The sequence below is a fragment of the Phenylobacterium composti DSM 19425 genome (genome assembly GCF_059568645.1).
Genome location: NZ_JCANTT010000013.1, coordinates 113,382 through 140,221, shown reverse-complemented (window position 1 = coordinate 140,221; position 26,840 = coordinate 113,382). Strand labels below are relative to the sequence as shown.

The following is a 26,840-nucleotide window of genomic DNA, read 5'->3' as shown; positions in this document are numbered from 1 at the left end:
TCCATAGCTTCCCCGCCCGGCGACGCCTAGGGCTTGCGACATTCCGACGGTCGCCGACCGAAGTTCACTCGTTGTGCGATGCAGCACGCGCGGCGCCGTACGCTTGGGCGCCGCAGCACAACTGCGCCCCGTCCGCCGCTCGGGCGGTGGCGTATCGCCGTTCCAGCGCCAGCTTCGTCTCAGGCGGCCGCCCGCGCCGTCGCAAAGACAAAGGGGATTGGGGATCAACATGACTGTCAAAGGCGTCCGCCTGCCCGCGGCCCATGCGCTGAAGTCCGCGCTGCTCGCCGCCACCATGCTCGCCACGCCGGCCCTGGCCGATGACCAGCCCGCTGCGGTGGAGGAGCTGGTGGTCACCGGCTCTCGCCTTACCGAGGCCACCATCGCCATCGGCGCCGACGAGCCCACCGCCACCATCTCGATCACCAGCGACGCCTTGCTGTCGGCGCCGGCCGGGATCACCGGCCTGAAGATGCTGGAGAGCCTGCCGGGCTTCAACGTCCAGGCCAATGACGCCCTGGGCATGTACGAGTTCGGCAACTCGGTTTCGGTGCGCGCCTTCAACTTCCAGCAGATCGGATTCCTGCTGGACGACGTGCCCATGGGCCGCTCCGACCAGTTCGGCGGCTCGCCCATCTACCGCTACGTGGACAACGAGAACCTCGCCCGGGTGACGGCCTCGTCGGGGGCCGGCGACGTCTCCCTGGCCAGCTACGCCTCCCTGGGCCCCATCGTCAGCTACATCAGCCGCGGCCCGGCCGAGACCTTCGGCGGCCGGGCCAGCCTGACCCGCGGCTCGGACGAGTTGCTGCGCGCCTTCGGCCGCATCGACACCGGCGAGCACAACGGCTTCTCCGCCTTCGTCAGCGCCTCCACCGTGTCGGGCGAACTGTGGCGCGGCCCGGGCTCCATCGACCGCGACCACTACGAGGCCCAGGGCCGCTACCGCTGGAGCGCCGGCTCGCTCACCTTCCAGACGGTGCACAACACGTACTTCGACTACGACAGCCCCTCGATCAACAAGGCCCAGTACGAGGGGACGGCGGGAGACATCTTCGGCCGTGCGGGCCGCAGCTTCGCCTATCTGGGCTACATCCCGCAGCCGGGGGCCTTCGGCTCGCCCGCCACGGCCACGTCCCTGCCGATCGCCAGCGCCACGGCGCCGCCCTATTCGAACACCGCCTACAACCAGTACTACAAGTTCGCCATCAACAGCCGTGAGGACCACCTCTACGCCCTCACCCTGAAGAGCGCCCTGGCCGAGAACCTCGAGCTGTCGCTCACCGCCTACTACGAGGACAAGGAAGGCTACGGCGTCTCGCCCGAGGCCTATTCCACCTCGCTCTCGAGCCACGCCACCCAGGTGGGGATCGTGCCCGGCGTCGTCGCGCCCCGGGGCATCCAGTACGGCCTCTCCACCATCGACGGCGCGCGTCAGGGGGTGAACGGCTCGCTCACCTGGCGCTTCGGCGCCCACACCGTTCAGGCCGGCGCCTGGTTCGAGGACGACGACTACCACCGCACCCAGCAGCGTTATAACGTCGAGAACGGCCACCCGGACGGCGCGCCGCTGTTCAACGAGCCGGTCCACCTGCAGCGCAACTTCAAGTCCAACCGCAAGACCACCCAGGTCTTCCTCAAGGACACGATCAGCCTGCTGGACAACGCCCTGAAGCTGGACGTGGGCTTCAAGGGCCTCGACATCGACTACGAGATCAGGGGCTACCGGAACCCGGCGGACTTCATCGCCCAGCGCCAGCCCGCCATCACCGACAACTGGAAGGACTATTTCCTGCCCCAGGTGGGCGCGGTCTGGTCGATCACCGGCCGCGAGCAGATCTTCGCGTCCTATTCCGAGAACATGGCCCTGCCGCGCGGGGCGGACGACATCTTCGCCCTGGCCAGCCCCGCCGCTCCGGGCCCCGATGCGGAGAAGGCCAAGAACTATGAGCTGGGCGTGCGGACCAATCAGCCCACGTTCAACGCTTCGCTGGTGGCCTACTTCACCCGGTTCACCAACCGGCTGCAGTCCTACGCTTCGCCGGTGCCGGGCAGCACCACCACCGAGACGTTCTTCCAGAACGTCGGGGCGGTGGAGGCCCACGGCGCCGAGTTCAGCGGCCAGTGGAAGCCCGAGCTGCTTGGCGGCAAGCTCTATTTCAACGCCAACCTGTCGTACAACGTCTCGGAATTTAAGGACAATTTCTCGACGTTCATGATCGCCGGCAACCGCGTGCCCGATTTCCCGAAATGGGTGTTCCAGGGTGGCGTCACCATCGAGCCCACGGAGGGAGTGATCTTCAACCTGTCGGCCCGGACGATCTCGGACCGCTACACCAACTTCGTGAACAGCGAGAAGACCGACGGCTACACGATCCTCGCCGCCTACCTCGACCTCGGAGACGGCGTGGACTGGGGCTACCTCAAGAACGTCAAGGCCCGGGTGAACGTCGACAACCTGCTGGACGAGGACTACCTCGGCACCATCTCCACCACCACCAACACCCCGGCCACCTTCCGGCCCGGCCCCCGGCGGACGGTGCAGTTCACCCTTTCCACCGAGTTCTAGGTCCAGGAAAGCCCGGTCGGCGGGCCTCCTGGGGAGCGATCCCCGGGAGGCCCGTTGCGCTCGTGGGGTGATCGAGGGTGCTTGCGGCGCGGGCGCTTTCCTGCTCAGCCGGGGCCTTTCGTCCGGCCCGCCCGGACGCCAGCTTCGGAGATCCCCATGCCCGGCCTGCGCCCCGACATCGACCCCGATGGCCTGCTGGAGTTCTCGGTGGTGTTCACCGACCGCTCGCTCAACCACATGAGCGCGGCGTTCCAGACGGTCATGCGCGACATCCATCAGGTGCTCTGCGAGGTCCACAAGGCCGAGCGGGCGGTGATCGTCCCGGGCGGGGGCACCTACGCCATGGAGGCCGTCGCCCGGCAGTTCGCCACCGGGCGCCGGGTTCTGGTGGTCCGCAACGGCCTGTTCTCCTACCGCTGGAGCCAGATCTTCGAGGCCGGGGCCATCCCCGCCGAGGAGACCGTGCTGAAGGCCCGCCGCCAGGGCGAAGGGGCCGCGGCGCCCTACGCCCCGCCGCCGATCGAGGAGGTTGTCGCCGCCATCCGCGAGCGGCGGCCCGAGGTGGTGTTCGCCCCTCATGTGGAGACGGCCTCGGGGATCATCCTGCCCGACGCCTATGTGACCGCCCTCGCCGAGGCGACCCACGCCGTGGGCGGCCTCTTCGTGCTGGACGGCGTGGCCTCGGGCTGCATCTGGGTGGACATGGAGGCCCTCGGCGTGGACGTCCTGGTCTCGGCTCCGCAGAAGGTCTGGTCCGCGCCGCCCTCGGCGGGCCTGGTGATGATGCGCGCAGCGGCGCTGGAGGCCTGCCGCGCGGCCAGGTCCACCAGCTTCGCCGTCGATCTCGGCAAGTGGCTGACCATCACCGAGGCCTATCTGGCCGGCGGCCATGCCTATCACGCCACCATGCCCACCGACGCCCTGCGCACCCTGCGGGACGCCATGCTCGAGGCCCGGGCCATGGGCTTTGACGCCCTGCGAGCGGCCCAGTGGGACCTCGGCCGCCGGGTCCGCGCCCTGCTGGCCGAACGCCAGATCGCCTCGGTGGCCGCCGAGGGCTTCGGCGCCCCCGGTGTGGTGGTCGCCTATACCGACGATCCCGAGATCCAGGCCGGCCGCCGCTTCGTCGCCGCCGGCGTCCAGATCGCCGCGGGCGTGCCGCTGATGGTGGACGAAGGCCCCGACTTCCGCACCTTCCGCCTTGGCCTCTTCGGCCTCGACAAGCTTGCCGATGTCCCCGCCGCCGTGGCTCGCCTCGCCGCCGCCCTCGACCAGGTGGCCGTCCGGGCAGAATAGGGGGCGGCTGGCGGACCGCCGCTACCCCCGGTCCTCCGCCAGGGTGGCGGCGACGATGGCGTTGGCGTGGCCGTGGCCGAGGCCGTGTTCGGTCTTCAGCATGGCCACGAGGTCCATGTGCCGGGCGGGGGCGGCGGCCCTCACCAGGGCCTGCCATTCGGCCACGGGGCGGCCGTAGGTCCGCTCGATCGAGGGGAAATAGGACGCCGGGCCCTTGATGCGGTCGCCAGCCATGGAAGGTCCTCCGGTTGATGCCGTGTGCGTCCCAAGGACGTGCGTGGCCCGGCGATCCCGACAGGCGCGCGTGGAGGATTTCAGGCCGCCGCCGTCCTGGCGGCCCAGGCGCTGAGGCCGATGCCCGCGCCGATCAGGGCGAAGCCGGCGGCGTGGAAGGGCTGGAACCTCTCGCCCAGCAGCAGCACGGCCAGGAGCGCGCCGAACACCGGCTGAAGGTGCAGGAACTGGCTGGCCCGGCCTGCGCCGATCAGCTCGATCCCCCGGTTATAGAAGAGGTAGGCCAGGAACGAGGGGAAGATCGCCACATAGGCCACCCCGGCCGCCGCCCTGGCCGAGAACGGCGGCGGATGGCCGAAGGCGAGGTCGGCCAGATAGGCGGGGGCGAGGACCAGGGCGCTCACCGCGAAGGTGGCCCAGAGGAGGCTCAGGGGCGCCACCGCCGGCCTGCGGCGCAGCAGCAGCGAATAGACCGCATAGAGCACCACCCCGATCAGGATCAGCCCGTCGCCGGGGTTGAGCGCGAGGCGGACGAGGTCCCAGGGCCGGCCGCGCGTGATCACCGCCACCACCCCCAGCAGCGAGAGGGCGACGCCCACGACCTCGGCCCGCCCGGTGCGCTCGCCGAAGGCCGCCCAGGCCATCAGCATCACCAGGGGCGGGATCGCCGCCTGCAGGAGGATGCTGTTCAGGGCCGTGGTGGTGTGCAGGCCGAAGTAGAGCAGGACGCCGAAGCTCGTGACCCCGGTCAGCGACAGGGCGAGCACCGTCCGCCAGCGGCGCAGCAGCTCGGGCGCATCGGCCTTCAGCCCCCGCCAGGCGAAGGGCGTCACCAGCAAGAGCGCCGTGCTCCAGCGCAGGAACGACAGCGCCAGGGGCGAGATCGCTCCGGCCATGGCTCGTCCGGCGATGGAGTTGCCCGCCCAGAACAGCACCGTCAGCGCCAGCAGCACCGGCGCCGCGCGCCACGGCGAGAGCCGCTGCGCCAGGCTGCTCATGCCGCCCGGCTCACGCGGGGGCGGACGTCTCGAGGGCCAGGGCGTGCAGCTCGCCGCCCATCTTGCCCTTCAGGGCGGCGTAGACGAGCTGGTGCTGGCGCACCCGGGGCAGGCCGGCGAACGCCTTGGAGACGATGCGGGCGCGGTAGTGATCGCCGTCGCCGGCCAGGTCCTGGATCTGGATGTCGGCGTCGGGGAAGCCTTCGCGCAGGGCGGCTTCCAAGTCTTCGAGGGCCATGGGCATGGCGGGGGTTCTACCCCCGCCCGCCGGCCTAGTCGATGATCGCCGAATAGATGATGTTCTTCAGCTGGCCCCGGAAGTTGAAGGTCGCCGAAGGCATCAGCTGGGTCATGAAGACGACGCTCAGGTCTTCCTTGGGGTCGACCCAGAAGATCGTCGAGGCGGCCCCGCCCCAGTAGTAGTCGCCCTGGCCGTAGCCGCCGCTCTGCAACTGGCCGAGGGTGGAGGCGAAGCCCAGGCCGAAGCCCACCCCGTCATAGGCCGTCTCTGAGAAGGCCCCGATGGCCAGCTCGGTCAGGCTGCGCCCGCCGGGCAGGTGGTTCATGTGCATCAGCTCGATGGTGCGCGGCCCCAGCACCCGGTGGCCGTCCAGCTCGCCGCCCCGGCGCAGCATCTCGCAGAAGCGCAGATAGTCGGCGGTGGTGCCGGTCAGGCCGCCGCCCCCCGACAGGAAGCCCGGTTTCTGCAGATAGGCCGAGGTCTCGGGGTCGTCGATCAGCTCCAGCCGCTTGTCGGGCCCGCGGCGGTAGTTGGCGGCGAAGCGGTCCTTCTTCTCGGGCGCCACCTGGAAGGCGGTGTCCTTCATGCCCAGGGGCTCGAAGATCGTTTCGGAAAGGTACTGGTCGAGGGGCTTGCCCGAGATCACCTCCACCAGCGCCCCCACCACGTCGGTGGCGAGGGAGTACATCCAGGCCGTTCCCGGCTGGAAGCGCAGGGGCGCCTGACCCATCTTGTCCAGGAAGCTTTCCATGGTGTCGGCGCCGCCGAACGAGCGGATCTTCAGGGCCCGGTACACCTTGTCGATGGGGTGCTGGATGCCCACCCCCGGCAGGCCGCCGCCATAGGTGAAGCCGGCGGTGTGGGTGAGCACGTCCCGGAAGGTGACGGGTCGCGCGGGCGCCTCGGTCACCATCTCCTCGCCTTCGCCAGACACCCACACCCGATGGTTCCGCCACGAGGGGGCGTAGCGCTCCACCGGATCGTTCAGCTGGAACAGGCCCTGCTCGTACAGCGTCATCAGCGCCACCGAGGCGATGGGCTTGGTCATGGAATAGATGCGGTAGATGGTGTCGTCCCGGGCGGGCTTGCCCCGCTCGATGTCCATCAGTCCGAAGGCGCGCGAATAGGCGAGGTGCCCGTGGCGGGCCACCGCCACCTGGCAGCCGGCGATCTTGCCAGGCTCCACATAGTAGCGCTGCAGGTGATCGCCGATCCGCTCCAGGCGGCCCGCGTCCAGCCCCGTCCACTGAGAATGGGCGTCCATCGAAATCTCCCCGGGAATATTGTTCTGGTTCGAAAGCGGCCATCATGGGCGCGGAAGCCGGAGGGGAGCAATGACCGACTTGAACGCCCTGGCGGCGGCGATCGCCGACCGCCTCGTGGCCGCGGGCCAGACCGTGGCCGTGGCCGAGAGCTCGTCCGGGGGGCTCGTCTCGGCGGCCCTGCTCGCCGTGCCCGGGGCCTCGAAATATTACCTGGGCGGAGCGGTGGTCTATACGCCGAGGGCCCGGGTGCTGCTCATGGACATTCCCCGCGAGGCGGTGGCGGGAATGCGCTCGGCCAGCGAGCCCTACGCCCTGCTCCTGGCCCGCACCGCCCGCGAGCGCTTCGGCGCCACCTGGGGACTCTCCGAGATCGGCGCCGCCGGCCCCGCCGGCAATCCTTACGGCGACGCCGCCGGCCATACCTGCGTCGCCGTCTCCGGCCCCATGGAGGCGGTGGTCACCATCGAGACCGGCGAGGCCGACCGCGCCGCCAACATGCAGGCCTTCGCCGCCGCCGCCCTCGGCCTGCTCCAGCGGGCCCTGGAGTCCTAGTCGCCCTTCAGGTCCGCCCGCACCTGCGACAGGATCAGGCTCACATGGTCGTCCACCTCGGCCACGAAGGCCTGGAACGCCTCCGGGGGCCGCCCGGCGGTTTCATAGGGCCCGGCCAGCCGGTCCAGCGTCCCCGGCATCTCGGCCTCCACCTCGGCCAGCAGCCGCCGCAGCAGCACCTCGTGGGCGGCCAGGCGCACCTTCAGGGCGCGGTCGGGATCATCAGTGCTCATGCGGCTACTGGCTCGCCCCCCGCGCCTCGATCGGGACGATGGCCTCCAGAACGTCCCCGCGCACCAGATGCAGCACGTCATGGCGGTCGAGGGTCGGGTCGATGTGCCCGGGCGCAAAGGCCACGCGCTCGCCCCGGGCCACGCTGCGCCCCGCAGGCCGCATCAGCCGCCCGTGCTCATCGCCGAAGAAGCGGTAGGCGCAGCCCTCGAACCCCGGCGTCACCGCCTGAGGCAGGGGGCCGTCGGTGGAGAACGCCTTCAGCCCGGCGTCCACCGTCACCCATTCGGGGTGGTTCACGCTGATCACCGTCGTGGCGATGGTCAGGCTCTGGGCGTAGGCGCCCTCGGGGTCGTCCCCCAGGGCCTCGCGGTATTCCCGGTCCATGAAGGCGTAGGAGCCCGGCTGCACCTCGGTCAGCACCCGCAGGGCCGCATCGGCGCCGAAGGTGCCCGTGCCTCCGCCGGTGATCACCTCGATGGCGTGGCCGTCGGCGCGCAGGGCTTCGGCCGCGGCGCTCAGGCGCTGCATGCCCTCGGCCACCGCCGCCGCGCGGGCCGCGGCGCCCGTCATATGCTGCCAGTGGCCGCCATAGCCCTGCACCCCAATCAGCCGCAGCCGCGGCTCCGCCGCCACCGCGCGGGCGACCTCGCGCGCCTGGGCCACGTCGCGCACCCCCGTGCGGCCGAGCCCCACGTCCACATCCACCAGCACCCGGATCGGCTCGGCCAGCCCTGCGCGCCCGGCTGCCGCCGCCAGCTCGGCCGCACCGTCCACATGGTCCAGCACGATGCGGAAGTCCGCGAGCCGTCCGCCCAGGGCGGCCGCCCGCGTCGCCGGCGCCTCGCCGGCGATGGGCGAGGTGACCAGGATGGCGCCGATCCCCGCCGCCGCCATGGCCTCGGCCTCGGCCAGCTTGGCGCAGCAGATCCCCACCGCCCCGGCCTCCAGCTGCCGCCGCGCCACCCAGGCGCATTTGTGCGACTTGGCGTGGGGGCGCAGCGCCAGGCCCGCATCCCGCGCCCGCCCGGCCATCCGCGCCAGGTTCGCCTTGAAGGCGTCCAGGTCCAGCACCGCCGCCGGCGTCGGAATCGCTGCCCGCGATCCCGGCCGCCCCACCATCGCCGTCGCCCGCTCCAGATGCGGCCGCGCGCCCATCCGCTCGCTCATGCCGCCAAGCTGACACATCCGCACCCGCCGCGCGAGGTTGAGGCCTCCAGGGATCCTCCGCCCTTTGGGAGAGGCGCCCCGCAGGGCCGGAGGGGGCGACCGAGAGGCCCGAGCCCTAGGAAGCCTGCTGATCAGCCAGGTCCGCGGCCTCGTGAAGGTCGGCGATGGCGGTCTCGATCCTCCGCCGCGCCGCCGCCGACACTCGCCGTACGCCGAAGCGCCGCGCCACCTCGACCACAGGGTCTGCGCTTTGCACCTGCCGCGCCATGGCGGCGAGTTCGGCCATCGGGATTTCGTCGATAAAGCGGATGTCTTTCTCGGACGCTGGCGGGCGCGCCTGCGACCAGGTTTCCACCATCGTCCAGTCGGCCCAGACGAAGCTCAGTCCCTCGCGGTCGTCCAGCACCGGGAACAAGGCCCGGGTCAGACTTTCCACCCGTTCCCGAATGAGGCGCCCTGCGCGCCCAAAACCGTGGGCGCTGGCGATCCGTGAGACGAGAATGTCGAGCCGTAACGGCGCCTCCTGGTCCACCACTCGGCGCAGCAGCCGCTCCAGCGTCGGGCGGTAATCTTCCTGCTGGAACAGATCGGGGCGCAGGCCGGTCTCGTCCGACAGATCGGTCGCTCGATAGACCTCGCTCGTTCTGCGCGGCGCGGCGGGCGACGAGGGTGCGCGCGCGAATTCGGCCGAGCGCGTTGATTCCACCGCGAAGGCAGGAAGGTCGAGGGGAGCCGGCTCCAACGGCATGGTCGCCCGGTCCTCCGAGGCCGAGGCCTGCTCCGGTTCCTTGGGTTCCGTGACGGTCGTCGCACGACGGGCCCGATCCGCCTCCAGAAGTCGGTGCAGCTCCGCGTCCAGCCGCTCCAGGGCGTCGACTGGATCGTGCCACCAGGCCGTGGACCAGACCCGCACCAGTTCCCAGCCGAGGCCTTTGAGGATCGCTCCACGCACCTTGTCGCGATCCCTCGCCGTCGCGGCGCTGTGATAGGCGGCGCCGTCACATTCGACGCCAGCCAGATAGACGCCGGGGTAGTCGGGGTGCACGACGCCGAGGTCGATCCGGAACCGTGACACGCCGATCTGCGGCACGACCGTCCAGCCCTTTTCGCGCAGCCCTCGAGCGACAGCCTCCTCGAAAGGCGATTCAAAGCCGCCGATCGAGCCCCGGACCGCCTCGGCCAGCGCTCGGGGCCCCCGTTCGGCGAATTCCAGGAGATGCTTGAGATCCCGCACCGCCTCTGCCGAGGTCCGGTTGAGATCGATCATCTCAGGCCCGAAGGAGGCGAAGATGACCATCTCTTCCCGCGCCCGTGTGACGGCCACGTTCAGTCGCCGCCAGCCGCCGGCGCGGTTGAGGGGGCCAAAATTCATGCTCATCGTCGGCGCGCCGGGCGTCTCGGGGCCGTAGCCGATCCCAAGCAGGATCAGGTCGCGTTCGTCACCCTGCACGGTCTCCAGATTCTTCACGACAACCGGCTCCAGACAGTTGTCGCCGAAGAAGCGCTCCAGAGCGGGGTGTCGCGCGCGTTCCTTGTCCAGGAGGTCTTCGACCAGACGCTGTTGCTCGGAGTTCAGCGTGATGATCGCCAGCGACTTGCCCCTGCCGCCGAACTCGGGGTCTCTCAGCCGACGAACGGCCTCCTCGACGAGGGCCTTGGCCTCGATCGCGTTCGTCCTCGCCTTGCCCTTAGCGTAAACGCCGGCGACACGGCGCAGGCTCACCATGGTGTCCCGCGTCACCGCCGAGGGGAAGGTGACCAGCCGGCTTTCGTAGTAGCGGTGGTTGGAGAACGAGATCAGACTCTCGTGGCGCGATCGGTAGTGCCATTCGAGCGTGTGGCGCGGCAGCCCCGCCGATAGACATTCGTCCAGGATGCTTTCCAGGTCCTCCTCGACGCTGTCGTCGATCTCCTCGTCCGCGGGCGCCCCGGGGCCGCGTTGGAAGAAGTTGGTCGGGGGCATCTGCCTCGGATCCCCCGCGATAACCACCTGACGTCCGCGCGCCAGGCTGCCGATCGCGTCCCACGTGGTGATCTGGCTGGCCTCGTCGAGGATCACCAGGTCGAACAGCTGGGTCTCTGCCGGCAGATATTGCGCCACCGACAGCGGGCTCATGAGCATGCAGGGGGCAAGTGTCGTGAAGTCGGCTCCCATTTCGGTGAGCAGGCTCCGGATGGACTTGCGCGGCTTCTGGAGCGTCAGCTGATGGCGCAGGACGCCGTAGCCCGACGCCTTCGGCACGCTGTTCCGGTCGGGGATCTGGCCGGAGATCTTGGCGCGGATGTAGCGCACGGTGAGGTCCGCCACCTTGTCGTCGAGGGCGCGGAAGGCGGCGATACGGTCGCTCTCCTCGCTGGGCGTGAAGAACCGCAGCCGGTCATCGCTGTCGATCTGCCCGGCCGCCCACCAGCGAGCGTAGGCGGTTTCGAACTGGGTCAGGCACTCGCCTGGTTGCAGACGCCCGGCCTCTAGGCCCGCAACGATGGCGTCCAGCTCGACGTCCAACGCTTCCCGTCGGGCCTTGCGCCACAGGCTCCAGTCCCGCAGCCGCGGCTGGTTGTCCAAGACAGCCCGCGCCAATCCGGCGATGCGGCTCAGGAGGTCTGGGGCGTCTAGGGGGGCTTCACAGCGCGCCGCTTCGCAGAAGCGCTCAATCGCGGCCTCAAGGGCGGCGTGAACGTCCCGCCAGGCCTTCGTCGCCTGGCGGATAGGCATGGCCTCGCCGCGCAGTTCGTTCCCTTCCACCGTGGCCTGGCGGACGCCGGCGCGAAGCTCTACCAGCGCCTCGGCGCTCGGCGCGAGCTTGGAGGTCGCCTCTCGCAGGCGGCGGGCCACGGCGAGGGTGCGCTCCAGGCGCGTCTCGTCCGTCGTTAGCCCGGTCCAGACCGAAGCGCGACCTGCCTGCGCGGCTAGGCCGTCCAGCTTCTCCAGTTCGTCGAGTTGGGCCTGCAAGAGCGGCAGGTCGGCTCGCGCGTCCGGCTTGGCGGGGAGGCCGCCGGCGGCCTTGAGCGCCGAGTTGACGCCCGCCCTGCCGATGGCGCTGAGGGGCCAGATGGCCTTGTCCGCCTTGGCCAGCCGTTCGCGCAGGGCCGCAATGGGGACGCGACGACAGGCTTCCGCCGGGTAGGGTTGTGACAGCTGTCGTTCGGCCGAACGATAGGCGCTGAGATGCTCCTGCGCCCGTTCCAGTGCTTCAATGACGGCTGGCGCATCGGGCTGGAAAGCAAAGGCCAGGTCGAGGCCGTGCGCTTGGTCGATCGCCTCGGATAGGTCGGTCAGCGCGGCCAAGCCGGCCCGATTGCCGGGGGTGTCGGCGATCTTCAGGCAGTTCAGAAGCGCGCGGCGGCATTCCAGCGCGGCCTCGCCCGCCCGGGCCAATGCGGTCGTCGCCGCAATCATCTCGTTCTGCCACGCGCCGGTGAAATCATCGGCGGCGATGAGGCCGAACGCTTCGCTGTCGAGGTGGCGCACGGGCTCGAACTGCCGATCGAGGGCGCGGCAGGCTTCGCGCATGCGTTCGAGGCGGTCTCGACCATGCTGTGTCGTGGTGGGCCATCCCAGGTCCGGCGTACGTGCGTCGGCGTCGCGGATGACCCGACCAATGGCTTCGAACAGCGTCAGGCCATTGTCGTGTCGACGGTGCAGCAGTGCGACGAGATCGTTCAGTTCCTGACGCAGCTTGGCGAGCTTACCCGTCTGTTCATTCCACTCCTTCTCGGCGATCGCATCGCGGGTGTCCCAGGCTCGTCCCAGCTGTTGGATAACGCCCGCCTTGTTGGCCTTGTTGGAGTGCAGTTCGAGACAGAACGCGTCGAGGCCGCGTTCCGCAAGGCGTCGGTAGACGACCTCCAGCGCCGCCATCTTCTCGGCTACGAATAGAACCTTGCGGCCCAGCGCGAGGTTGTGCGCGATCATGTTGGCGATCGTCTGCGACTTGCCCGTGCCGGGGGGACCATCCAGCACGAAATTGCAACCGCGGCCGGAAGCCACCACTGCCGAGAGCTGCGAGGAGTCCGCAGGGAGAGGCGCGAAAAGCTCGGCGGTGGGGATTTCTGCGTCCAGCCGATCCGGCGTGGGGAAGTCGCCGGCGGGTCCCTGAAACGGCTCCCGAGGAGTCTCGATGAGGTGCCGAACCACCGGGCTCGCTTTCAGCTGCTCCGCCCGGTCCGTGAGGTCCTTCCACATCAGGTATTTGGCGAAGGAGAAGACCCCGAGGCTCAGTTCTTCCACGACCTCGAAGCCGGGGACGTCCCGAACGGCCCTGCGCACCACTGTCCAGACGGAACGCACGTCGACGCCGTGCTCGTCGACAGGCAAGTCGCCTTCAAGTTCTGGGATGGTCAGCTCGAAGTCGTGCCGCAGCAGCTCGAGCAAGGTCATGTTGAAACGAGGTTCGTCCTCATGCGCCGACAGGACGACGCCAGACCGCGCGCTCTTTCGCTCCAGTGTCACCGGCAACAGGATCAGCGGCGCGCTGTAGGTGCGCGGGTCGGACTCCGAGCGTTTCCAGTTCAGGAAACCCAAGGCCAGGAAGAGGGTGTTCGCCCCGCCTTCCTGCAGATCGAGTCTGGCCTTGCGGTAGAGTTCGACGAGATGCGCGTCGAGTTGCTCGGCGGGCAGGGGCGAAAGCACTTCGCCCGCGTCGAGCGCCTGCTGGGCGTGCGCCTTGGCGATATCCTCGCCCGTTCGCGCATGATGGAGCTCGGCGTCGCGTCCGCCTGCGCCGAAGCCCTCAAGGGCGGGGATCGGCTTGATGCGGATCTTTTGCCCCTGGGAGAGCAGGTCTTCCAGCCGCGCGATATCGGGGCAGATCAGCTTGAGGTTGGTGGCGTTCGGCTTGGCGTGAAGCAGACGATTCCGGACGGTGAGGTCCAGGAGTTTGCGCCGCCACTGGTCGACTCTCCCTTGGGGGGTGAGTTGCGGCGTGTCGACGGGGGCGTCGAAGTCCGGAAGGTTCGGGGCCTCCTCAAGACTTTCAACGGTGAGAGCTTCCGATTCGACATCGTCTGCATCTGTCGAAGCAGGCTGAAGCGCCAGCGGTCGTAAGCGCTGCATGCGCGCACGACGCAAGTCGAGCGCCAGGATGAAGTCCTGTTCCCGTTCAGGAGCGATCTGCCGCGCGCCTTCCTCCACGGCCTGGCTGAACGACGGCGGCGGCTTGTTGGTGACCAGGGTCGTTTCGAAAACGACGAGTTCGCCAAGCGCTATGCGCTTTCGCACCGCCACCACATCGTCCGAGATCAGCGTCCCGAACTCTTGTGGGATCAGCCAGCATCCCACGAAGGCGTGGCCTTTGGTCAGGAGAACAATGGGGTTGAGGCCCATCTGCTCCAAGGCGGCCGCGAACATCAGAGCGGTGTCGAGGCAGGTTGCGACGCCGCCCTCCAGCACGGCGCCGGGGGGGCGGATCTTCTGGCCGTTCGTTTCAAAGCTCGCAGGCGGCAACGCGTAGGTCAGGCGGAGGGACGCAACCGCCGACCAGAGCGCCGAGATCATTTCCCAGACACGTCGACTGGAGCGGCTCTCGTAGCCGTTCAGGCCATCGGGTTTGCCTGCCCTCTGGAGCACCTGCGCGGCGCGCTTCAGGAGTTGATCGACCGCCGGATCGTTTGGCGTGACAAACGCAGCCAGGAGCTCCGGCATGTGGGCGGCGCCGCCCCATTCGTTACGCGCCAGCACTTCGACCGGGTAGCGAGTAGAGGCCAAGACCTCGTCTTCGCGCAGGAGGCGGATGGTGATCTCCGCCGTCATCGCTTCGGCGGTCTCAAAGAGCAGGCCGGCGTTGAGGTCGATCTTGCGGTCTAGGATGTGGATGTTCGCCCCGGGGTCGAGACGGTCGATGCGCCAAGTCCGAGGGGTCAGGAATCCGGGCTCTGCACTCAGCTCGACGATGAGGCCTTCAAAAGCGATCTCGCTTGGGTTCTCGATCTTGAGATCGAGCAGGATTGGCGCGCTGTTCTGATGAGAGGCGAAGGTGACCTTGTGCGCGATGTTGGCTGAAATGGTGAGCTTGCTGTTCATCGGTTTCCCCCAATCCCAAGCTTTACCAGTCGCTTAGCGGCTCCGACAGACTGTCGTTACGCATTTCGGGCTGCGGCGGGCCGGCGCCTGACCCGCCGATCGCGGCCGCCCCCAACGCCCACCCGCGTCCCATCATCTGACCAAGCGCCCCGGGCTCTGCGCCCCTAGCCTGCCTGGCCGTGCGGCGGGCCGAGAGGAGGGGGCGCCATGGGCGCGGAGGCGCAAGCGATCCTGGATGCGGAGCGGTGGAGCGTGGCGGCGGACATCGCCACCGCCTGTTCGCTCACCGTGGCCATGGCGGCGGTGATCGTGGCGGTGATCACCTATCGCCGCGAGGTCCGCGCCACCGCCGACCAGCACATGCACGGCCTCTTCAAGGACTATCTCCTCAAGACCATCGACCTGCTGTGCCTCGACACCGAGGCGCTCTCCGAGGCCCAGCGGCGCGAACTCACCTGGGCGCGCATGACCCTGAAGCACCACGTCCTGGAGGAGGCCTTCATCTGGCTGCGGCGGCGCTGGCCCCGGCGCTGGCCGCTGCTCGGCCGCGACCGCCGGCGGCTCGACTTCCTGCTGGGCTGGCAGAACGCCCTCGAGGACCACCTCGTGCGCAACGACGGCGGGGAGTCGATCCCCTATCTGATCCGCAACCGCGGGGCCTATGAGACCGACTATCTGCTGTTCGTGGCCGGGGTCCTGCAGAGCGAGCGCCTCCGCAGCCTGGTGGAGGCCCGCCGCCCCGCCTGGCGCCCGCTGCTGCGGCCCATCGCCCGGGAAAAAGCCTGGCCGGGGGAGGCGAGCGTTCCCCAACCAAAGGACATGCCCATCTGACGCGGCGCGGCCGCCGCCACGGGGCTTCAACGCCTCAAGGCCAAGCTCGCCGCCGGAGGCTGACCATGAGACCCCGCAGATCCTGGAAACCCGCCCGCCGCCTCGGGCGGCTCATGGCCCTGGGAATCGCCGCGGGCGCCGCGTCCGGCCCGGCCGTCGCCGGCCCGTTCGGGGTGGACATGGGTGATCCGGTGGAGAAGCACTTCGTCCAGCCGCTGGAAAAGCCCAACCAGTACCGGACCTGGACCCTGCGGGGAGGTCATCCCGAGGCCGACCACTACATCCTCGTCGCCACCCCGCAGGGCGGGGTCTGCGCGCAGCTGGTGGTCCTGAAGGACAATCTGGGCGACCGGGATGGGGCCAGGGTCCGCGGCCAGATGCAGCGGACGGCGGCGTTCCTGGAGGCGAGGTACGGCAAGCCCGCCTCCGCCTACGACGAACTGGAGCCGGGGGCGATCTGGACCGGGCCCGACGAGTACGCCATGGCGCTCGCCAGGAAGGAGCGACGCCTCGCCCGCTATTGGCTGGAGCTGAAGCCCAATCCCGACCGGGTGCGCCACGTCACCCTGTCGGGCCAGGCCCACGGCGGCGACACCACCTACGTCCACGTCCTGATCGAGTTCGAGAACCGCGACGCCTGCTTCCCCAGGTCGGCGCCGGCCCGGACGGGAGCCGCTGGGGCAGGGTCGGGCGCGGGGCAGGCGCGGCCCGCCGCTAGGAGAGCGTAAGGCGAGGCGGCGCCGGGGCGGGCGTCAGCCGCCCCTATTCGCCCATGCCTATTCGCCCATATAGGCCGGCATCCAGCCCTCGTGGGCCTGGCGCAGCTCGGCCAGGGGCAGGTCGAACAGGCCGGGGCAGGCCAGGGCCTTGCCGCCGGCGACGCCGATCACCTTGGCCGGCACGCCCGCCGCGGCGGCGGCGGCCAGCACCTCGCCCGGGTCCTCCACCGCCACCAGGTAGCGGGCCTGATCCTCGCCAAACAGCTCGGCGTGGGCCGTGGGGCCGGGGTCGACGTTCAGGCGCACGCCCACATTGGAGGCCAGGGCCATCTCGGCCGCTGCGGCCACCAGGCCGCCGTCCGACAGGTCGTGGACCGTGGCGGTCTTGCCGCCGGCGATCAGGCTGCGCACCAGCTCGCCGTTGCGGCGCTCCACGGCGAGGTCCACCGGCGGCGGGGCGCCATCCTCGCGGCCCAGGCATTCGCGCAGGTACATGGAGGCGCCGAGCTCGCCCCGGGTCTCGCCGATCAGCACCAGGCTCTCGCCGGGCTTGAGGTTCGAGAAGTCGGCGTGGCGGGCGTAGTCGGTGATCAGGCCGACGCCGCCGACCGTGGGGGTCGGCGGAATGGCCGCCCCGTTGGTCTCGTTGTAGAGGCTGACGTTGCCCGAGACGACGGGGAAGTCGAGCGCCCGGCAGGCCTCGGCCATGCCGTCGATGGCGCGGACGATCTGGCCCATGATCTCGGGGCGCTCGGGATTGCCGAAGTTGAGGTTGTCGGTGATGGCGATGGGCTCGGCGCCCACGGCCGTCAGGTTGCGCCAGGCCTCGGCCACCGCCTGCTTGCCGCCCTCGTAGGGGTCGTTCTGCACATAGCGGGGGGTGCAGTCCGAGGTCACCGCCAGGGCCTTGCGGGAGCCGTGGACGCGCACCAGGCCGGCGTCGGCGCCGGTGGCCGAATCCTCCAGGGTGTCGGCCATGACGTGGCGGTCGTACTGCTCCCAGATCCAGCGCTTGGAGGCCATGTCGGGGGCGCTCATCAGGGTGAGCACCGCGCCCTTCCAGTCCTCGGGGGCCGGGACCGCGGCCGGGTCGAGGCGCGGCTCGACGGCGGGGGCGACCCACGGGCGGTCGTAGAGCGGGGCGTCGTCGCTGAGCGGGGCCAGGGGCACGTCGCAGACGACCTCGCCCTTGTGTTTCAGGACGATGCGGCCGGTGTCGGTGGTGCGGCCGATGATGGCCGCGTCCAGGCCCCACTTCTCGAAGATGGCGTGGCCGTCGCGCTCGCGGCCGGGCTTCAGGATCGCCAGCATGCGCTCCTGGCTCTCCGAGAGCATCATCTCATAGGCGGTCATGCCCTCTTCGCGCTGGGGCACGGCGTCGAGGTCGAGCTCGATGCCGACCCCGCCCTTGCCGGCCATCTCCACCGACGAGGAGGTGAGGCCGGCGGCGCCCATGTCCTGGATGGCGGCGACGGCGCCGGTGGCCATCAGCTCGAGGGTGGCCTCGATCAGCAGCTTCTCGGCGAAGGGGTCGCCCACCTGGACGGTGGGGCGCTTCTCCTCGGCGTCCTCGCTGAACTCGGCGCTGGCCATGGTGGCGCCGTGGATGCCGTCGCGGCCGGTCTTGGAGCCGAAATAGACCACCGGCAGGCCCGCGGCGGGGGCGGCCGAGTAGAAGATCTTGTCCGCGTCGGCCAAGCCCACGCACATGGCGTTGACCAGGATGTTGCCGTCATAGCCGCGGTGGAAGTTGGTCTCGCCCGCCACGGTGGGCACGCCCACGCAGTTGCCGTAGCCGCCGATGCCGGCCACCACCCCGGCCACCAGCCGGCGGGTCTTGGGATGGCTGGGGTCCCCGAACCGCAGGGCGTTCAGCAGGGCCACCGGCCGCGCGCCCATGGTGAACACGTCGCGCATGATCCCGCCCACGCCCGTGGCCGCCCCCTGGTACGGCTCGATGTAGGACGGGTGGTTGTGGCTCTCCATCTTGAACACGCACGCTTGCCCGTCGCCGATGTCGATGACGCCGGCGTTCTCCCCTGGTCCCTGGATCACCTTGGGCCCCTTGGTGGGGAACTTTACGAGGTGCTTGCGTGAGCTCTTGTAGGAGCAGTGCTCGGACCACATTACCGAGAAGACGCCCAGCTCGACGTCGTTCGGCTCGCGGTTCAGGCGCTTGACGATGAGGTCATATTCCTCGGGCTTCAGGCCGTACTCGGCGGCCTTCTCGGCCATGGTTTTTGCAGGCTGGGCGCTCATGGCGCGCCTAATAGCGGGACTCTCCTCGTAGGGCGATAGGGGGAAGACGCGCTTCGCAAGGCGGGTGCGACCCATGCGGCAGACCCGCGCGTGCGGCGGCACGCCGCGCGATCCGGGCCGATCTTGCCACTTTCATGCCCGATTTCGACCCGACCACCCGGCCCGTTCATACGCGTCCGGACCGGGCGCATCCCCCCAACGAGAGCGCGCCTGCGCCTCCCGCGGAGCCGTGACGGCCCCAGCGGGACCGCCTGCACGCGTCTGACGGAGCCCGCAGTGCCGCAGTCCTTCAACGTCCAGGGTATCTCGCTTTCGACCTATAGCGCCGGCGGCTATGCCGACTCGCAGGTCGTCGAACTGATCGAACGCGCCGCCCAGAACGGCGCCACCCATGTGGTGTTCGGCAACGTCTCTCTCACCGACCTGAAGACCGGCGCCATCGGCGAGGTGATCGAGAACGGCCAGAACCAGACAGCCAGCCTGGCTGACGTGGCGCGGGCCGTGGCCGCTGCCAAGGCGGAAGGCCTGTCGGTGGTGCTGAAGCCGCAGCTGGTCGCCCATGACCCGGCGTTCGACCAGTACAACAGCGCCTCCTGGATCAACCTGGTCAATCCGGACCTGAAGATTCAGAACCCCAAGGCCTTCTTCGCCGCCTACAAGTCGCACATCCTCGAGTGGGCCAAGCTGGCTCAGGCTCAGGGCGCGGATGTGCTGGCTATCGGCAACGAGATGGTGGCCGCCACGAAGCCGGAATACACGGCCTACTGGAATGACATCATCGACGCCGTACGGGATGTTTATGACGGTCAGCTGACCTACGCGGCCTTGGCGCCCGTGGCGGTAGACGCGCCGGTCAACGAGATCACCCAGGTGGGCTTCTGGGACCGGCTGGACTTCGCCGGTTTTGATGTCTTCCCGAGCCTGACCACCAATACCGACCCGACGGTCGAGGAACTTAAGGCCGGCTGGCGAGACCATGAGGTGTTTGGTCGGCAGCAGGACTACGTGGACTTCCTGAACCGCATGGCGGCCCACGTGGGCAAGCCGGTGGTCTTCACTGAGACCGGCTTGCCCAGTTTCGACGGCGCGTCGGATCGGATCGCGACTTCCGATGGATTTATCGGGGCGGGCGTGCGCGGCACGGACCAAGCCGAGCAGGCCGACTGGTGGCAGGCCTTCTTCGAGACCTGGGCCGTTGACCCGCCGGCCTGGCTGCAGGGCCTCTGGCTGATCAACAACGATCCGGGGCGCCTCGGCGACTACTACGAGCAGAACTACAACATCGACGGCAAGCTGGCCGAAACCGTGGTGACCGCCTGGTTTGGCGGCGAGACGGTGATCGGGGGCGGATCGGGCGACTCGACCCTCGCGGGAAGCGCAGGCGCCGACCAGCTGTTCCTCTACGATCCCGAGGCGTCGCACGCGCACAGCCTTGCCGACAGCCTGGCCACGACCGTGACGGTGGATGTCACCGGGGCCATCGCGGGCGGCAAAGCCCCCACAATCGGCGTCTGGGTCAATGGTGTGGAACGTGGGACGGTCGCGCTGAAGCCCCTCGACAGCGGCTACGTGGATCCGCAGGGCGTGCATTTCACCCACACCCAGACTTTCGTCGTCGAGCTGACAGGGCTGACGCAGATCGACCAGTTGCGCGTTGCGCCCACCGACGGAGGCAACATCTACGTCCACGGGGTTACCGTGAATGGCGTGGCTTTGGCCGGGCGGGCCGGGGCGGGCGGCGATACCGCGTTCGACGCTTCGGCGTGGAACGCGGCCCTGGCGGCGCGTGCCGTCGGCACGGCGGCCAACCCTATCGCGGTCGAAGGCGGAGCCGGGATGGACACTGTCCACGTCCTGGGCCGGGCTGACCAATACACCATCGAAAGGCTCGCGGACGGCAGCGTTCGGCTGAGCGAGGCCAGCGGCCTCGATCAGAACGCCGTGCTGAAAGGGGTCGAGCAGGTGGCCTTCGCAGACGGTGTGAGGATCGCCCTGACCGATGTGCCGGCTGGCGGCGGATCGGGGCAGGAGCCGAACCCGACGCCTGATCCGACGCCTGATCCGACGCCTGATCCGACTCCTGATCCGGCGCCGGAGCCCGCGCCTGAACCCACCCCCGAGCCCACTCCTGAGCCCACTCCTGAGCCCAACCCCGAGCCGACGCCTGATCCGTTTCCGCCCGCCGGGCCGGGCGATCTCGTGGGCGGGGTCGGGGATGACCACATCACCGGCACCAAGAAGGCGGACGTGATCCGTGATCCGGGTGGTTCAAACCATCTGCGCGGCGGCAAGGGGGACGATTGGATTCAGGGCGGCTCGGGTTTCGATGACATCGACGGTGAAGCGGGCGACGACACCGCCGCGGGCGGCGCGGGCGATGATCTCGTGGCCGGCGACCAGGGGCATGACCTCCTGTTCGGCCAGGCCGGCGCTGACACGCTCGACGGCAATGCGGGGAACGACACGCTGGACGGCGGCGCCGGCGCCGACCTGCTGCGCGGCGGAAAGGCCGACGACCTGATCTACGGCGGAGCCGGTGACGACTCGATCTGGGGCGACAAGGGGAATGACACCCTCGTCGGCGGCGATGGGGCCGACCAGTTCTACACGCACCGCGGGGCCGGGGATGACCGAGTGCTCGACTTCGACTGGCGCGAGGGCGACCGGGTGATCGTGGAAGCCGGGACCTCCTACACGGTCGTCCAGATCGGGGCCGATACCGTGGTCCGCGTGGCCGGCGGCAGCGAGATGGTGCTGGAAGGCGTAAGGCTAGCCGACCTGCCGGAGGGATGGATCATCTGACGGCCGCTGATCGAAGAGCGAAGCGGCCCCCTTCTGGCATGAGGAGGGCCGCGGCGTTCTGTCTCTAGCCGGCCGGGACGAGCGGAAGCTCGATGGACGAGGGGGCGTCAGGGGCGTGGAACACCCGCTGGGTCGCTTTCCGATAGGCCTCCGGCTCGGCGAGGAAGATATTTTCCACATAGGTCTGCGGGTTGCGATCGTAGAGTGGGAACCAGCTCGACTGGACCTGGACCATGATCCGGTGTCCCGGCAGGAACACATGGTTCGTCGTCGGCAGTTCAAAGCGGTACTTCTGCACCTTGCCGGCGGGGATCGGGGACGGTTTTTCGAAACTGTCGCGATAGCGGCCGCGGAAGATCTCCATGGCGATGGGCAGCTGATAGCCGCTGAGGTCGAGGTCGGAGGCGACGAAGTCGGGCTGCACGTCGATGAGCTTCACCACCCAGTCCGAGTCGGCGCCGCTGGTGGAGGCGAACAGGTTCACCACGGGCTCGCCGGCGATTCTGACGGGGGCGGTCAGAGGTTCTGAGACATAGACAAGAACATCCGGACGGCTGGCCGCGTGCCGCTGATCCGAGGCGAGCCAGTAGCGCCACTGGTCGGGATTGTCCGACCGGAACGGCTGGGGAACGAACGGAACCGGCTTGGCCGGGTCGGAGACATATTCGTCATAGCCCCTGGCCTTGGGCGGTTCGAAGCCGAGGTTGAAGCCCGCCTGAAGGTAGAGCGGCGTCAGGCGGTCGGCCTGGGGCCAGCGGTCGTAGCGCTTCCACTCCAGCGTGCCGGTCTCGAAGATGGTCACCGGGGCGATGTCGGCCCGGGGCGCGCCGGTCTTGAGATGCTGGTCCAGGAACGGCTTCATCACGTTCCGGCGAAACTCGGTGGCGGTGTCGCCGGGCATCTTCACCGGGCCGAGCTGGCGCTGCTCATAGTTCACGCCGGAGTGGCGCCAGGCGCCGAGCGCCAGGAAGTTCATGTCGTTGGCAGTGTCCTTCGGCTCGACGGCCTTGTAGGCGTGAACTGCGCCATAGATGTCTTCCTGGTCGTAGAGGGACCCCACCCAGAGGGTGGGCACCTTCAGCGGCCGCTTGGCGAGTTGCTTGTCCAGGGCCTGCTCCTGCCAGAAGGCGTCGTAGGCCGGGTGCTCGATGATCTTGCGGAAGGCCGGAATCTGATCGAGGCCCACGTGCTTGGCGAAGGCCCACACGCTGCCGGCGCGGAGAAAGTTCTCGTAGTCGTCGAGGCTTTCACGCGGAAGGCCCTCGCCCATGCCCTTGGCGGTCATCTGGCGCATGAACCAGTCCAGCATGGTCTGGCGGAAGGCGCCGTTCTGGAACCAGTCGTCGCCCATCCAGCCGTCGATCATGGGACTCTGCGGCACGGCGGCCTTGAGCGCCGGATGCGGATCGATCAGGGCCATGGCCGAGGTGAAGCCGGGGTAGGACGAACCCGTAATGCCGACGCGGCCGTTGCTCTCCGGCAGGTTCCTTACCAGCCAGTCGATAGTGTCATAGGCGTCGGTGGAGTGGTCGATGGGCGTGTTGTTGAGCGGCCCGCGCAGAGGCCGCGTCAGGACATAATCGCCCTCCGAGCCGTACTTGCCCCGGACGTCCTGGTAGACGCGGATGTAGCCATCAGCGAGGAAATCCTCGTCCATCTGGGCGCCGGTGGCCGAGGCGTAGGGCGAGTTGAACCGCTTGCTCGGCGTCTTGGCGTTGTAGGGCGTCCGCGTCAGGAGGATCGGGGCGTCCTTGGCGCCCCTTGGCACAATGATCACCGTGTAGAGCTTCACCCCATCGCGCATGGGGATCATCACCTCGCGCCGCTCATAGTCGTAGCCGATCTTCGGCGGCGTGAACGTCGCGGGAATGTCCGGCGTCATGGGCGGCGTCTGCGCCCGCGCCGGCAAGGCGATCACGGCGCAAGCGACGGCCGCGCGCAAGAAGGCTTTGAAGGTCATGACCATCCCCACGAAACAAGGTGGGGCAGACCCTAGAAGAGCGAGCGCGGCGCGCAAGCGCCGCGACGACGGTCAGGCGCTGGCCAGAGCGCTCTGGAAGAGGATGGCGCCGTCGGCCGACCCGAGCTCGGCCTCGAAGGCGCGGTCAGGGTGGGGCATCATGCCCAGGACATTGCCGCGGGCGTTGACGATCCCGGCGATGTCGCGGGCCGAACCGTTGGGGTTCTGCAGATAGCGGAAGACCACCTGGCCCTCGCCCTCGAGACGGTCGAGGGTCTCCTCGTCGGCGAAGAAGTTGCCCTCGCCGTTGCCCACCGTCATCGTCACCTGCCGGCGACCGGCGTAGCCGGCGGTGAAGCGGGTCTGGGCGTTGGTGACCTCAAGCTCGACCGGCTTGCAGACGTACTTCAGCTTTTCGTTGCGGAGCAGGGCGCCGGGCAGCAGGCCCGCCTCGCAGAGGATCTGGAAGCCGTTGCAGATGCCGACAGTGGCGACGCCGCGCTCGGCCGCGGCCTTCACCTCGCTCATGATCGGCGAGAGCGAGGCCATGGCGCCGCATCGCAGATAGTCGCCGTACGAGAAGCCGCCGGGCAGGACGATCAGGTCCACCCCCTGGGGCAGTTCGGTGTCCCCATGCCAGACCATGTCGACATGGGCGCCCGTGGCGCGTTCGACGGCGACCTTGCAGTCGCGATCACAGTTGGAACCGGGAAAGACGATGACGGCGGCTTTGGTCATGGGCGCCTCAGGTGGTCGAGCCGCAGCCTCGCGTCAAGCGTGCTCATTTGCGCCGCCAGTGTTTGAGGCTGTCGAGATAGGCGTGAAGTTCGTCGTAGCCGGCCCGGTCCCCATACGGGCAACCCGTGGTCACGACGTCCGCGTTCCTGGCCTGCTGCATCATGATCGCGGGGTGGCCGGGGGCGCCCGGTTCGGTGATCAGATAGGACGTGCGGCCATCGGCGCTGGAGTAGAAGCGGTACGGCTCGGCTGGGTCCTTGGGGGCCGGGATCAGCTGCGGCTGGGCGACAAGGGCGGCCACCTGGGACGCGAAGGACTGGGCGCAATCGGGCGCGGCATAGGTCGGAGGCGCCTCGGCCGGATCGGCGCAGGCGGCGAGCAGCGGCAGGACAGAAAGCCGCAGGGCGCGCCTCATCTTCCCGCCTCCCGGCGGGGCAGGTAGCCCATGTCGGTGAGCGCCAGTTCCACCTTCTGGCGGAAGGACTTCACCCGCACCTTCCGATCACCGTCGCAGTAGGTGCGCGCGCCCCAGCAGTCGGTGGTTGCGTCCTCTCCCTTCGCCGAGGGATCGGCCGCCTCGACCAGGGGCCAGGCTTCGGCCAACCGGCCCAGACGAGCCATGGTCGCCGCATAGGGGATGCAGACGCCGGGATCGCGATTCTCCGCGCAGGCCCGCCGGGCCTCGGGCTCGTCTGCCTCGTAGGCCGGACGATAGCGCGGATCGGCCGAGACATCGACGAGTTCGCCGTCCACCACTTTCTGAATTTGAGGCGCGACGCCGCTGAAGGCATAGGCGTTGAAGGCGTACAGGAAGCGCTGATCGCCGCCAAGAAGCTCAAGCGATCCGTCGCCGTCCACGTCCCGCGGGTCGGGCATTCCGGCCGCGTCGTACTGGCCAAGGTCGCGGACGAGCCATCTGTCGGCGCGGCGCTCCACCAGCCTGTATTCGAAGCAGCAGTGGGCCCCGTAGGTGAAGGTGCGAACCAGGAGCTGAGGCCCTGTAGCGCGGCGATCGAGGGGGGCGAGGGTGAACTCAGCCTGCGCCATGCCCATCACGCCCTCGGCGCCAGCGAGGGTGAGAGGCGCGCCCTGTCCATCGGAGATGGTGAACACCGGCCGCAGCACCCCATCGTGCTCGGCCTTGGCCAAGGTCACGGTGAAGGGCCCGGCCTGATAGGATCGGGGACTTCCGTCCCTGTTGGAATTCCATTCGATCCAGGCCGGCGTCGGGGCCGGCCCGGCGGGCGCCGAGGCGGATGGCGGCGTCGGCGCGGCGGGCGTGTCGGTTTGGTCCGAAGGCTGAGGGCGCTTGCAGGCGGACAGGCTGAGCGCGGCCACCATCGCGGCGGCCGCCGCGGCCCTCACGCCACCTCCACCCGGTAGCTTTCGATGACGGTGTTGGCCAGGAGCTTCTCGCACATGGCCTTCACCTCGGCTTCGGCGGCCGACGCATCGGTGGCCTTCAAGTCGAACTCGATCGTCCGGCCGACCCGCACGTGCTCGACGCCGGTCCAGCCCAGCCCGTGCAGCGCCTGTTCGACGGCCTTGCCCTGAACGTCGAGGACGCCCGGCTTGAGGAACACGTGGACTTTGGCGCGCACTAGTGGAGGCCCCCTTGGATGACGGTGGGCATCTCCTTCATGATGCCCAGACGGCGAGCCACCTCGGTGTAGCTCTCGATCACATTGCCCAGGTCGCGACGGAAGCGGTCCTTGTCCAGCTTCTCGTTGGTCTGGCTATCCCACAGACGGCAGCTGTCGGGGCTGATCTCGTCGGCCAGGATGATGCGGGAGAAGTCGTTCTCCCAGATGCGGCCGAACTCGATCTTGAAGTCGACGAGGGTGATGCCGACGCCCTGGAAGAGGCCGGTGAGGAAGTCGTTCACCCGCAGGGTGAGCGCCATCATGTCGTCGATCTCCTGGGTGGTGGCCCAGTTGAAGGCGGTGATGTGCTCTTCCGCGACCATCGGGTCGTGGAGCTTGTCGTCCTTCAGGTAGAACTCGATGATCGAGCGCGGCAGCGCCTGACCCTCGGGAATGCCAAAGCGCTTGGACAGGGAGCCTGCCGCCACGTTCCGGCAGACCACCTCGAGCGGGATGATCTCGACCTCACGAATGAGCTGTTCGCGCAGGTTCAGCCGCTTGATGAAATGGTTCTGAACTCCGATCGAGTTCAGCTTGGTCATGATGTACTCGGAGATCCGGTTGTTGATGACCCCCTTGCCTTCAAGCACCGCCTTCTTGGTGGCGTCGAAGGCGGTGGTGTCATCCTTGAAGTACTGGATCAACGTGCCGGGCTCGGGACCTTCGTAGAGAATCTTCGCCTTGCCTTCGTAGATCTTCTTACGGCGGCTCATCGACAGGCCTTCTCCATGGCGAGGGCTAACTGGTCGGTGGAAACGAAAACGCGCGCGGCTGATTCTCGCGCGCGGCTCCGACTCAGGGGGCTCGCCCAATTCAGGCGGCGCGAAATTAGCGGATGCTGCGTGCCCACGCAAACGTGGCCGACGCCCTGCCTGTTTCGATTGCGGGGGCGCGCGCCGCGGGCTATGGGAACGCCCGCTTCGAACTACGGATCTTAAGACCCAAATGACCACCTTCGACGACCGCGAGCGGGGCTTCGAGAAGAAGTTCGCCCTGGACGAAGAGCAGGAGTTCAAGGCTCACGCGCGGCGGAACAAGGCGCTGGGGCAGTGGGCGGCCGGCCTCATGGGGCTGCAGAACGTCGATGAGTACGTGAAGGCGGTCGTGAAGTCGGACCTCGAACTGCCTGGCGACGAGGACGTGTTCCGCAAGGTCTTTGAGGACCTCAAGGGCGCTGGCGTGGCCACGACCGAAGGCGAGGTGCGCATGAAGATGGCCGAACTCCTCGCCCAGGCCCGCGAGAGCGTGAAGAGCGGCAACTAGCTCAACGCCACCGCCGAATCAGGAAGGGCGCGCCGCTTGGCGCGCCC

At 68.8% G+C, this 26,840-nt stretch carries 21 protein-coding genes; 7 read left to right on the top strand and 14 right to left on the bottom strand.

The features are described 5' to 3' along the window. The first annotated feature begins 229 nt into the window (after positions 1 to 229). Both BO64_RS06990 and BO64_RS06985 read left to right on the top strand, forming a co-directional pair. Complete coding sequence (locus BO64_RS06990) at positions 230 to 2,569, top strand: TonB-dependent receptor domain-containing protein (protein ID WP_496402565.1); 2,340 nt, start codon at positions 230 to 232, stop codon at positions 2,567 to 2,569. Between the two features lie 156 nt (positions 2,570 to 2,725). Beyond that, positions 2,726 to 3,865, top strand: a complete 1,140-nt coding sequence (locus BO64_RS06985) for an aminotransferase class V-fold PLP-dependent enzyme (protein WP_496402564.1) — start codon at positions 2,726 to 2,728, stop codon at positions 3,863 to 3,865. A 21-nt stretch (positions 3,866 to 3,886) separates the two neighbouring features. On the opposite strand, the gene BO64_RS06980 is transcribed toward BO64_RS06985, so the two are convergent. From BO64_RS06980 to BO64_RS06965, 4 genes are all read right to left on the bottom strand, one after another. Then, positions 3,887 to 4,099 carry a DUF4287 domain-containing protein gene (locus tag BO64_RS06980; RefSeq protein WP_496402563.1) on the bottom strand — a complete coding sequence of 71 codons (213 nt, stop codon included), beginning with the start codon at positions 4,097 to 4,099 and terminating at the stop codon, positions 3,887 to 3,889. Between the two features lie 80 nt (positions 4,100 to 4,179). Further along, positions 4,180 to 5,097 carry a DMT family transporter gene (locus tag BO64_RS06975; protein ID WP_496402562.1) on the bottom strand — a complete coding sequence of 306 codons (918 nt, stop codon included), beginning with the start codon at positions 5,095 to 5,097 and terminating at the stop codon, positions 4,180 to 4,182. Positions 5,098 to 5,107: 10 nt separating this feature from the next. After that, complete coding sequence (locus BO64_RS06970) at positions 5,108 to 5,341, bottom strand: BolA/IbaG family iron-sulfur metabolism protein (RefSeq protein ID WP_496402561.1); 234 nt, start codon at positions 5,339 to 5,341, stop codon at positions 5,108 to 5,110. A 28-nt stretch (positions 5,342 to 5,369) separates the two neighbouring features. Beyond that, complete coding sequence (locus BO64_RS06965; RefSeq protein WP_496402560.1) at positions 5,370 to 6,602, bottom strand: serine hydrolase domain-containing protein; 1,233 nt, start codon at positions 6,600 to 6,602, stop codon at positions 5,370 to 5,372. A gap of 70 nt (positions 6,603 to 6,672) precedes the next feature. Here BO64_RS06965 and BO64_RS06960 point away from each other — a divergent pair, with 70 nt between their 5' ends. Beyond that, on the top strand, positions 6,673 to 7,155 hold the full coding sequence (locus BO64_RS06960) for a CinA family protein (RefSeq protein ID WP_496402559.1): 483 nt from the start codon (positions 6,673 to 6,675) through the stop codon (positions 7,153 to 7,155). Here the strand turns inward: BO64_RS06960 and BO64_RS06955 are convergent. The 3 genes from BO64_RS06955 to proA all read right to left on the bottom strand — a co-directional run bounded on the left by BO64_RS06955 (position 7,152) and on the right by proA (position 14,578). Beyond that, the gene (locus tag BO64_RS06955) at positions 7,152 to 7,388 is read right to left on the bottom strand and encodes a hypothetical protein (protein ID WP_496402558.1); all 237 of its coding nucleotides are present in this window, start codon (positions 7,386 to 7,388) and stop codon (positions 7,152 to 7,154) included. The two genes, BO64_RS06960 and BO64_RS06955, sit on opposite strands and share 4 nt — an antisense overlap. A gap of 4 nt (positions 7,389 to 7,392) precedes the next feature. Continuing rightward, positions 7,393 to 8,556: an alanine racemase gene (locus BO64_RS06950; protein WP_496402557.1), complete on the bottom strand. Its 1,164-nt coding sequence runs from the start codon at positions 8,554 to 8,556 to the stop codon at positions 7,393 to 7,395. Positions 8,557 to 8,671: 115 nt separating this feature from the next. Then, a complete protein-coding gene (gene proA, locus BO64_RS06945) occupies positions 8,672 to 14,578 on the bottom strand; it encodes an anti-phage protein ProA (protein ID WP_496402556.1) in 5,907 nt (1,968 codons plus the stop codon). Between the two features lie 207 nt (positions 14,579 to 14,785). Here proA and BO64_RS06940 point away from each other — a divergent pair, with 207 nt between their 5' ends. Together BO64_RS06940 and BO64_RS06935 are read left to right on the top strand one after the other, a co-directional pair. After that, positions 14,786 to 15,409: a hypothetical protein gene (locus tag BO64_RS06940; protein WP_496402555.1), complete on the top strand. Its 624-nt coding sequence runs from the start codon at positions 14,786 to 14,788 to the stop codon at positions 15,407 to 15,409. Between the two features lie 65 nt (positions 15,410 to 15,474). Further along, positions 15,475 to 16,137: a hypothetical protein gene (locus BO64_RS06935; protein WP_496402554.1), complete on the top strand. Its 663-nt coding sequence runs from the start codon at positions 15,475 to 15,477 to the stop codon at positions 16,135 to 16,137. Between the two features lie 48 nt (positions 16,138 to 16,185). Here BO64_RS06935 and purL read toward each other — a convergent pair whose 3' ends face one another. Continuing rightward, positions 16,186 to 18,387: a phosphoribosylformylglycinamidine synthase subunit PurL gene (gene purL / locus BO64_RS06930; protein WP_496402553.1), complete on the bottom strand. Its 2,202-nt coding sequence runs from the start codon at positions 18,385 to 18,387 to the stop codon at positions 16,186 to 16,188. Between the two features lie 276 nt (positions 18,388 to 18,663). Here purL and BO64_RS06925 point away from each other — a divergent pair, with 276 nt between their 5' ends. Then, positions 18,664 to 21,189: a glycoside hydrolase family 113 gene (locus BO64_RS06925; RefSeq protein WP_496402552.1), complete on the top strand. Its 2,526-nt coding sequence runs from the start codon at positions 18,664 to 18,666 to the stop codon at positions 21,187 to 21,189. Positions 21,190 to 21,253: 64 nt separating this feature from the next. Here the strand turns inward: BO64_RS06925 and BO64_RS06920 are convergent, their stop codons facing one another. From BO64_RS06920 to purC, 6 genes are all read right to left on the bottom strand, one after another. Next, the gene (locus tag BO64_RS06920) at positions 21,254 to 23,149 is read right to left on the bottom strand and encodes a CocE/NonD family hydrolase (RefSeq protein ID WP_496402551.1); all 1,896 of its coding nucleotides are present in this window, start codon (positions 23,147 to 23,149) and stop codon (positions 21,254 to 21,256) included. A 72-nt stretch (positions 23,150 to 23,221) separates the two neighbouring features. Then, positions 23,222 to 23,887, bottom strand: a complete 666-nt coding sequence (gene purQ / locus BO64_RS06915) for a phosphoribosylformylglycinamidine synthase subunit PurQ (RefSeq protein WP_496402550.1) — start codon at positions 23,885 to 23,887, stop codon at positions 23,222 to 23,224. Between the two features lie 43 nt (positions 23,888 to 23,930). Next, on the bottom strand, positions 23,931 to 24,302 hold the full coding sequence (locus BO64_RS06910; protein WP_496402549.1) for a hypothetical protein: 372 nt from the start codon (positions 24,300 to 24,302) through the stop codon (positions 23,931 to 23,933). Next, positions 24,299 to 25,042: a hypothetical protein gene (locus BO64_RS06905; protein ID WP_496402548.1), complete on the bottom strand. Its 744-nt coding sequence runs from the start codon at positions 25,040 to 25,042 to the stop codon at positions 24,299 to 24,301. The genes BO64_RS06910 and BO64_RS06905 overlap by 4 nt, the downstream gene beginning before the upstream one ends. A gap of 206 nt (positions 25,043 to 25,248) precedes the next feature. Further along, complete coding sequence (purS, locus tag BO64_RS06900) at positions 25,249 to 25,488, bottom strand: phosphoribosylformylglycinamidine synthase subunit PurS (protein WP_496402547.1); 240 nt, start codon at positions 25,486 to 25,488, stop codon at positions 25,249 to 25,251. Continuing rightward, positions 25,488 to 26,243 carry a phosphoribosylaminoimidazolesuccinocarboxamide synthase gene (gene purC / locus BO64_RS06895; protein WP_496402546.1) on the bottom strand — a complete coding sequence of 252 codons (756 nt, stop codon included), beginning with the start codon at positions 26,241 to 26,243 and terminating at the stop codon, positions 25,488 to 25,490. The genes purS and purC overlap by 1 nt, the downstream gene beginning before the upstream one ends. Before the next feature lie 232 nt (positions 26,244 to 26,475). On the opposite strand from purC, the gene BO64_RS06890 reads away from it, so the two are divergent. Next, positions 26,476 to 26,793, top strand: coding sequence for a DUF1476 domain-containing protein (locus BO64_RS06890; protein ID WP_496402545.1), 318 nt, complete (start codon positions 26,476 to 26,478; stop codon positions 26,791 to 26,793). The last annotated feature ends 47 nt before the right edge of the window (positions 26,794 to 26,840 follow it).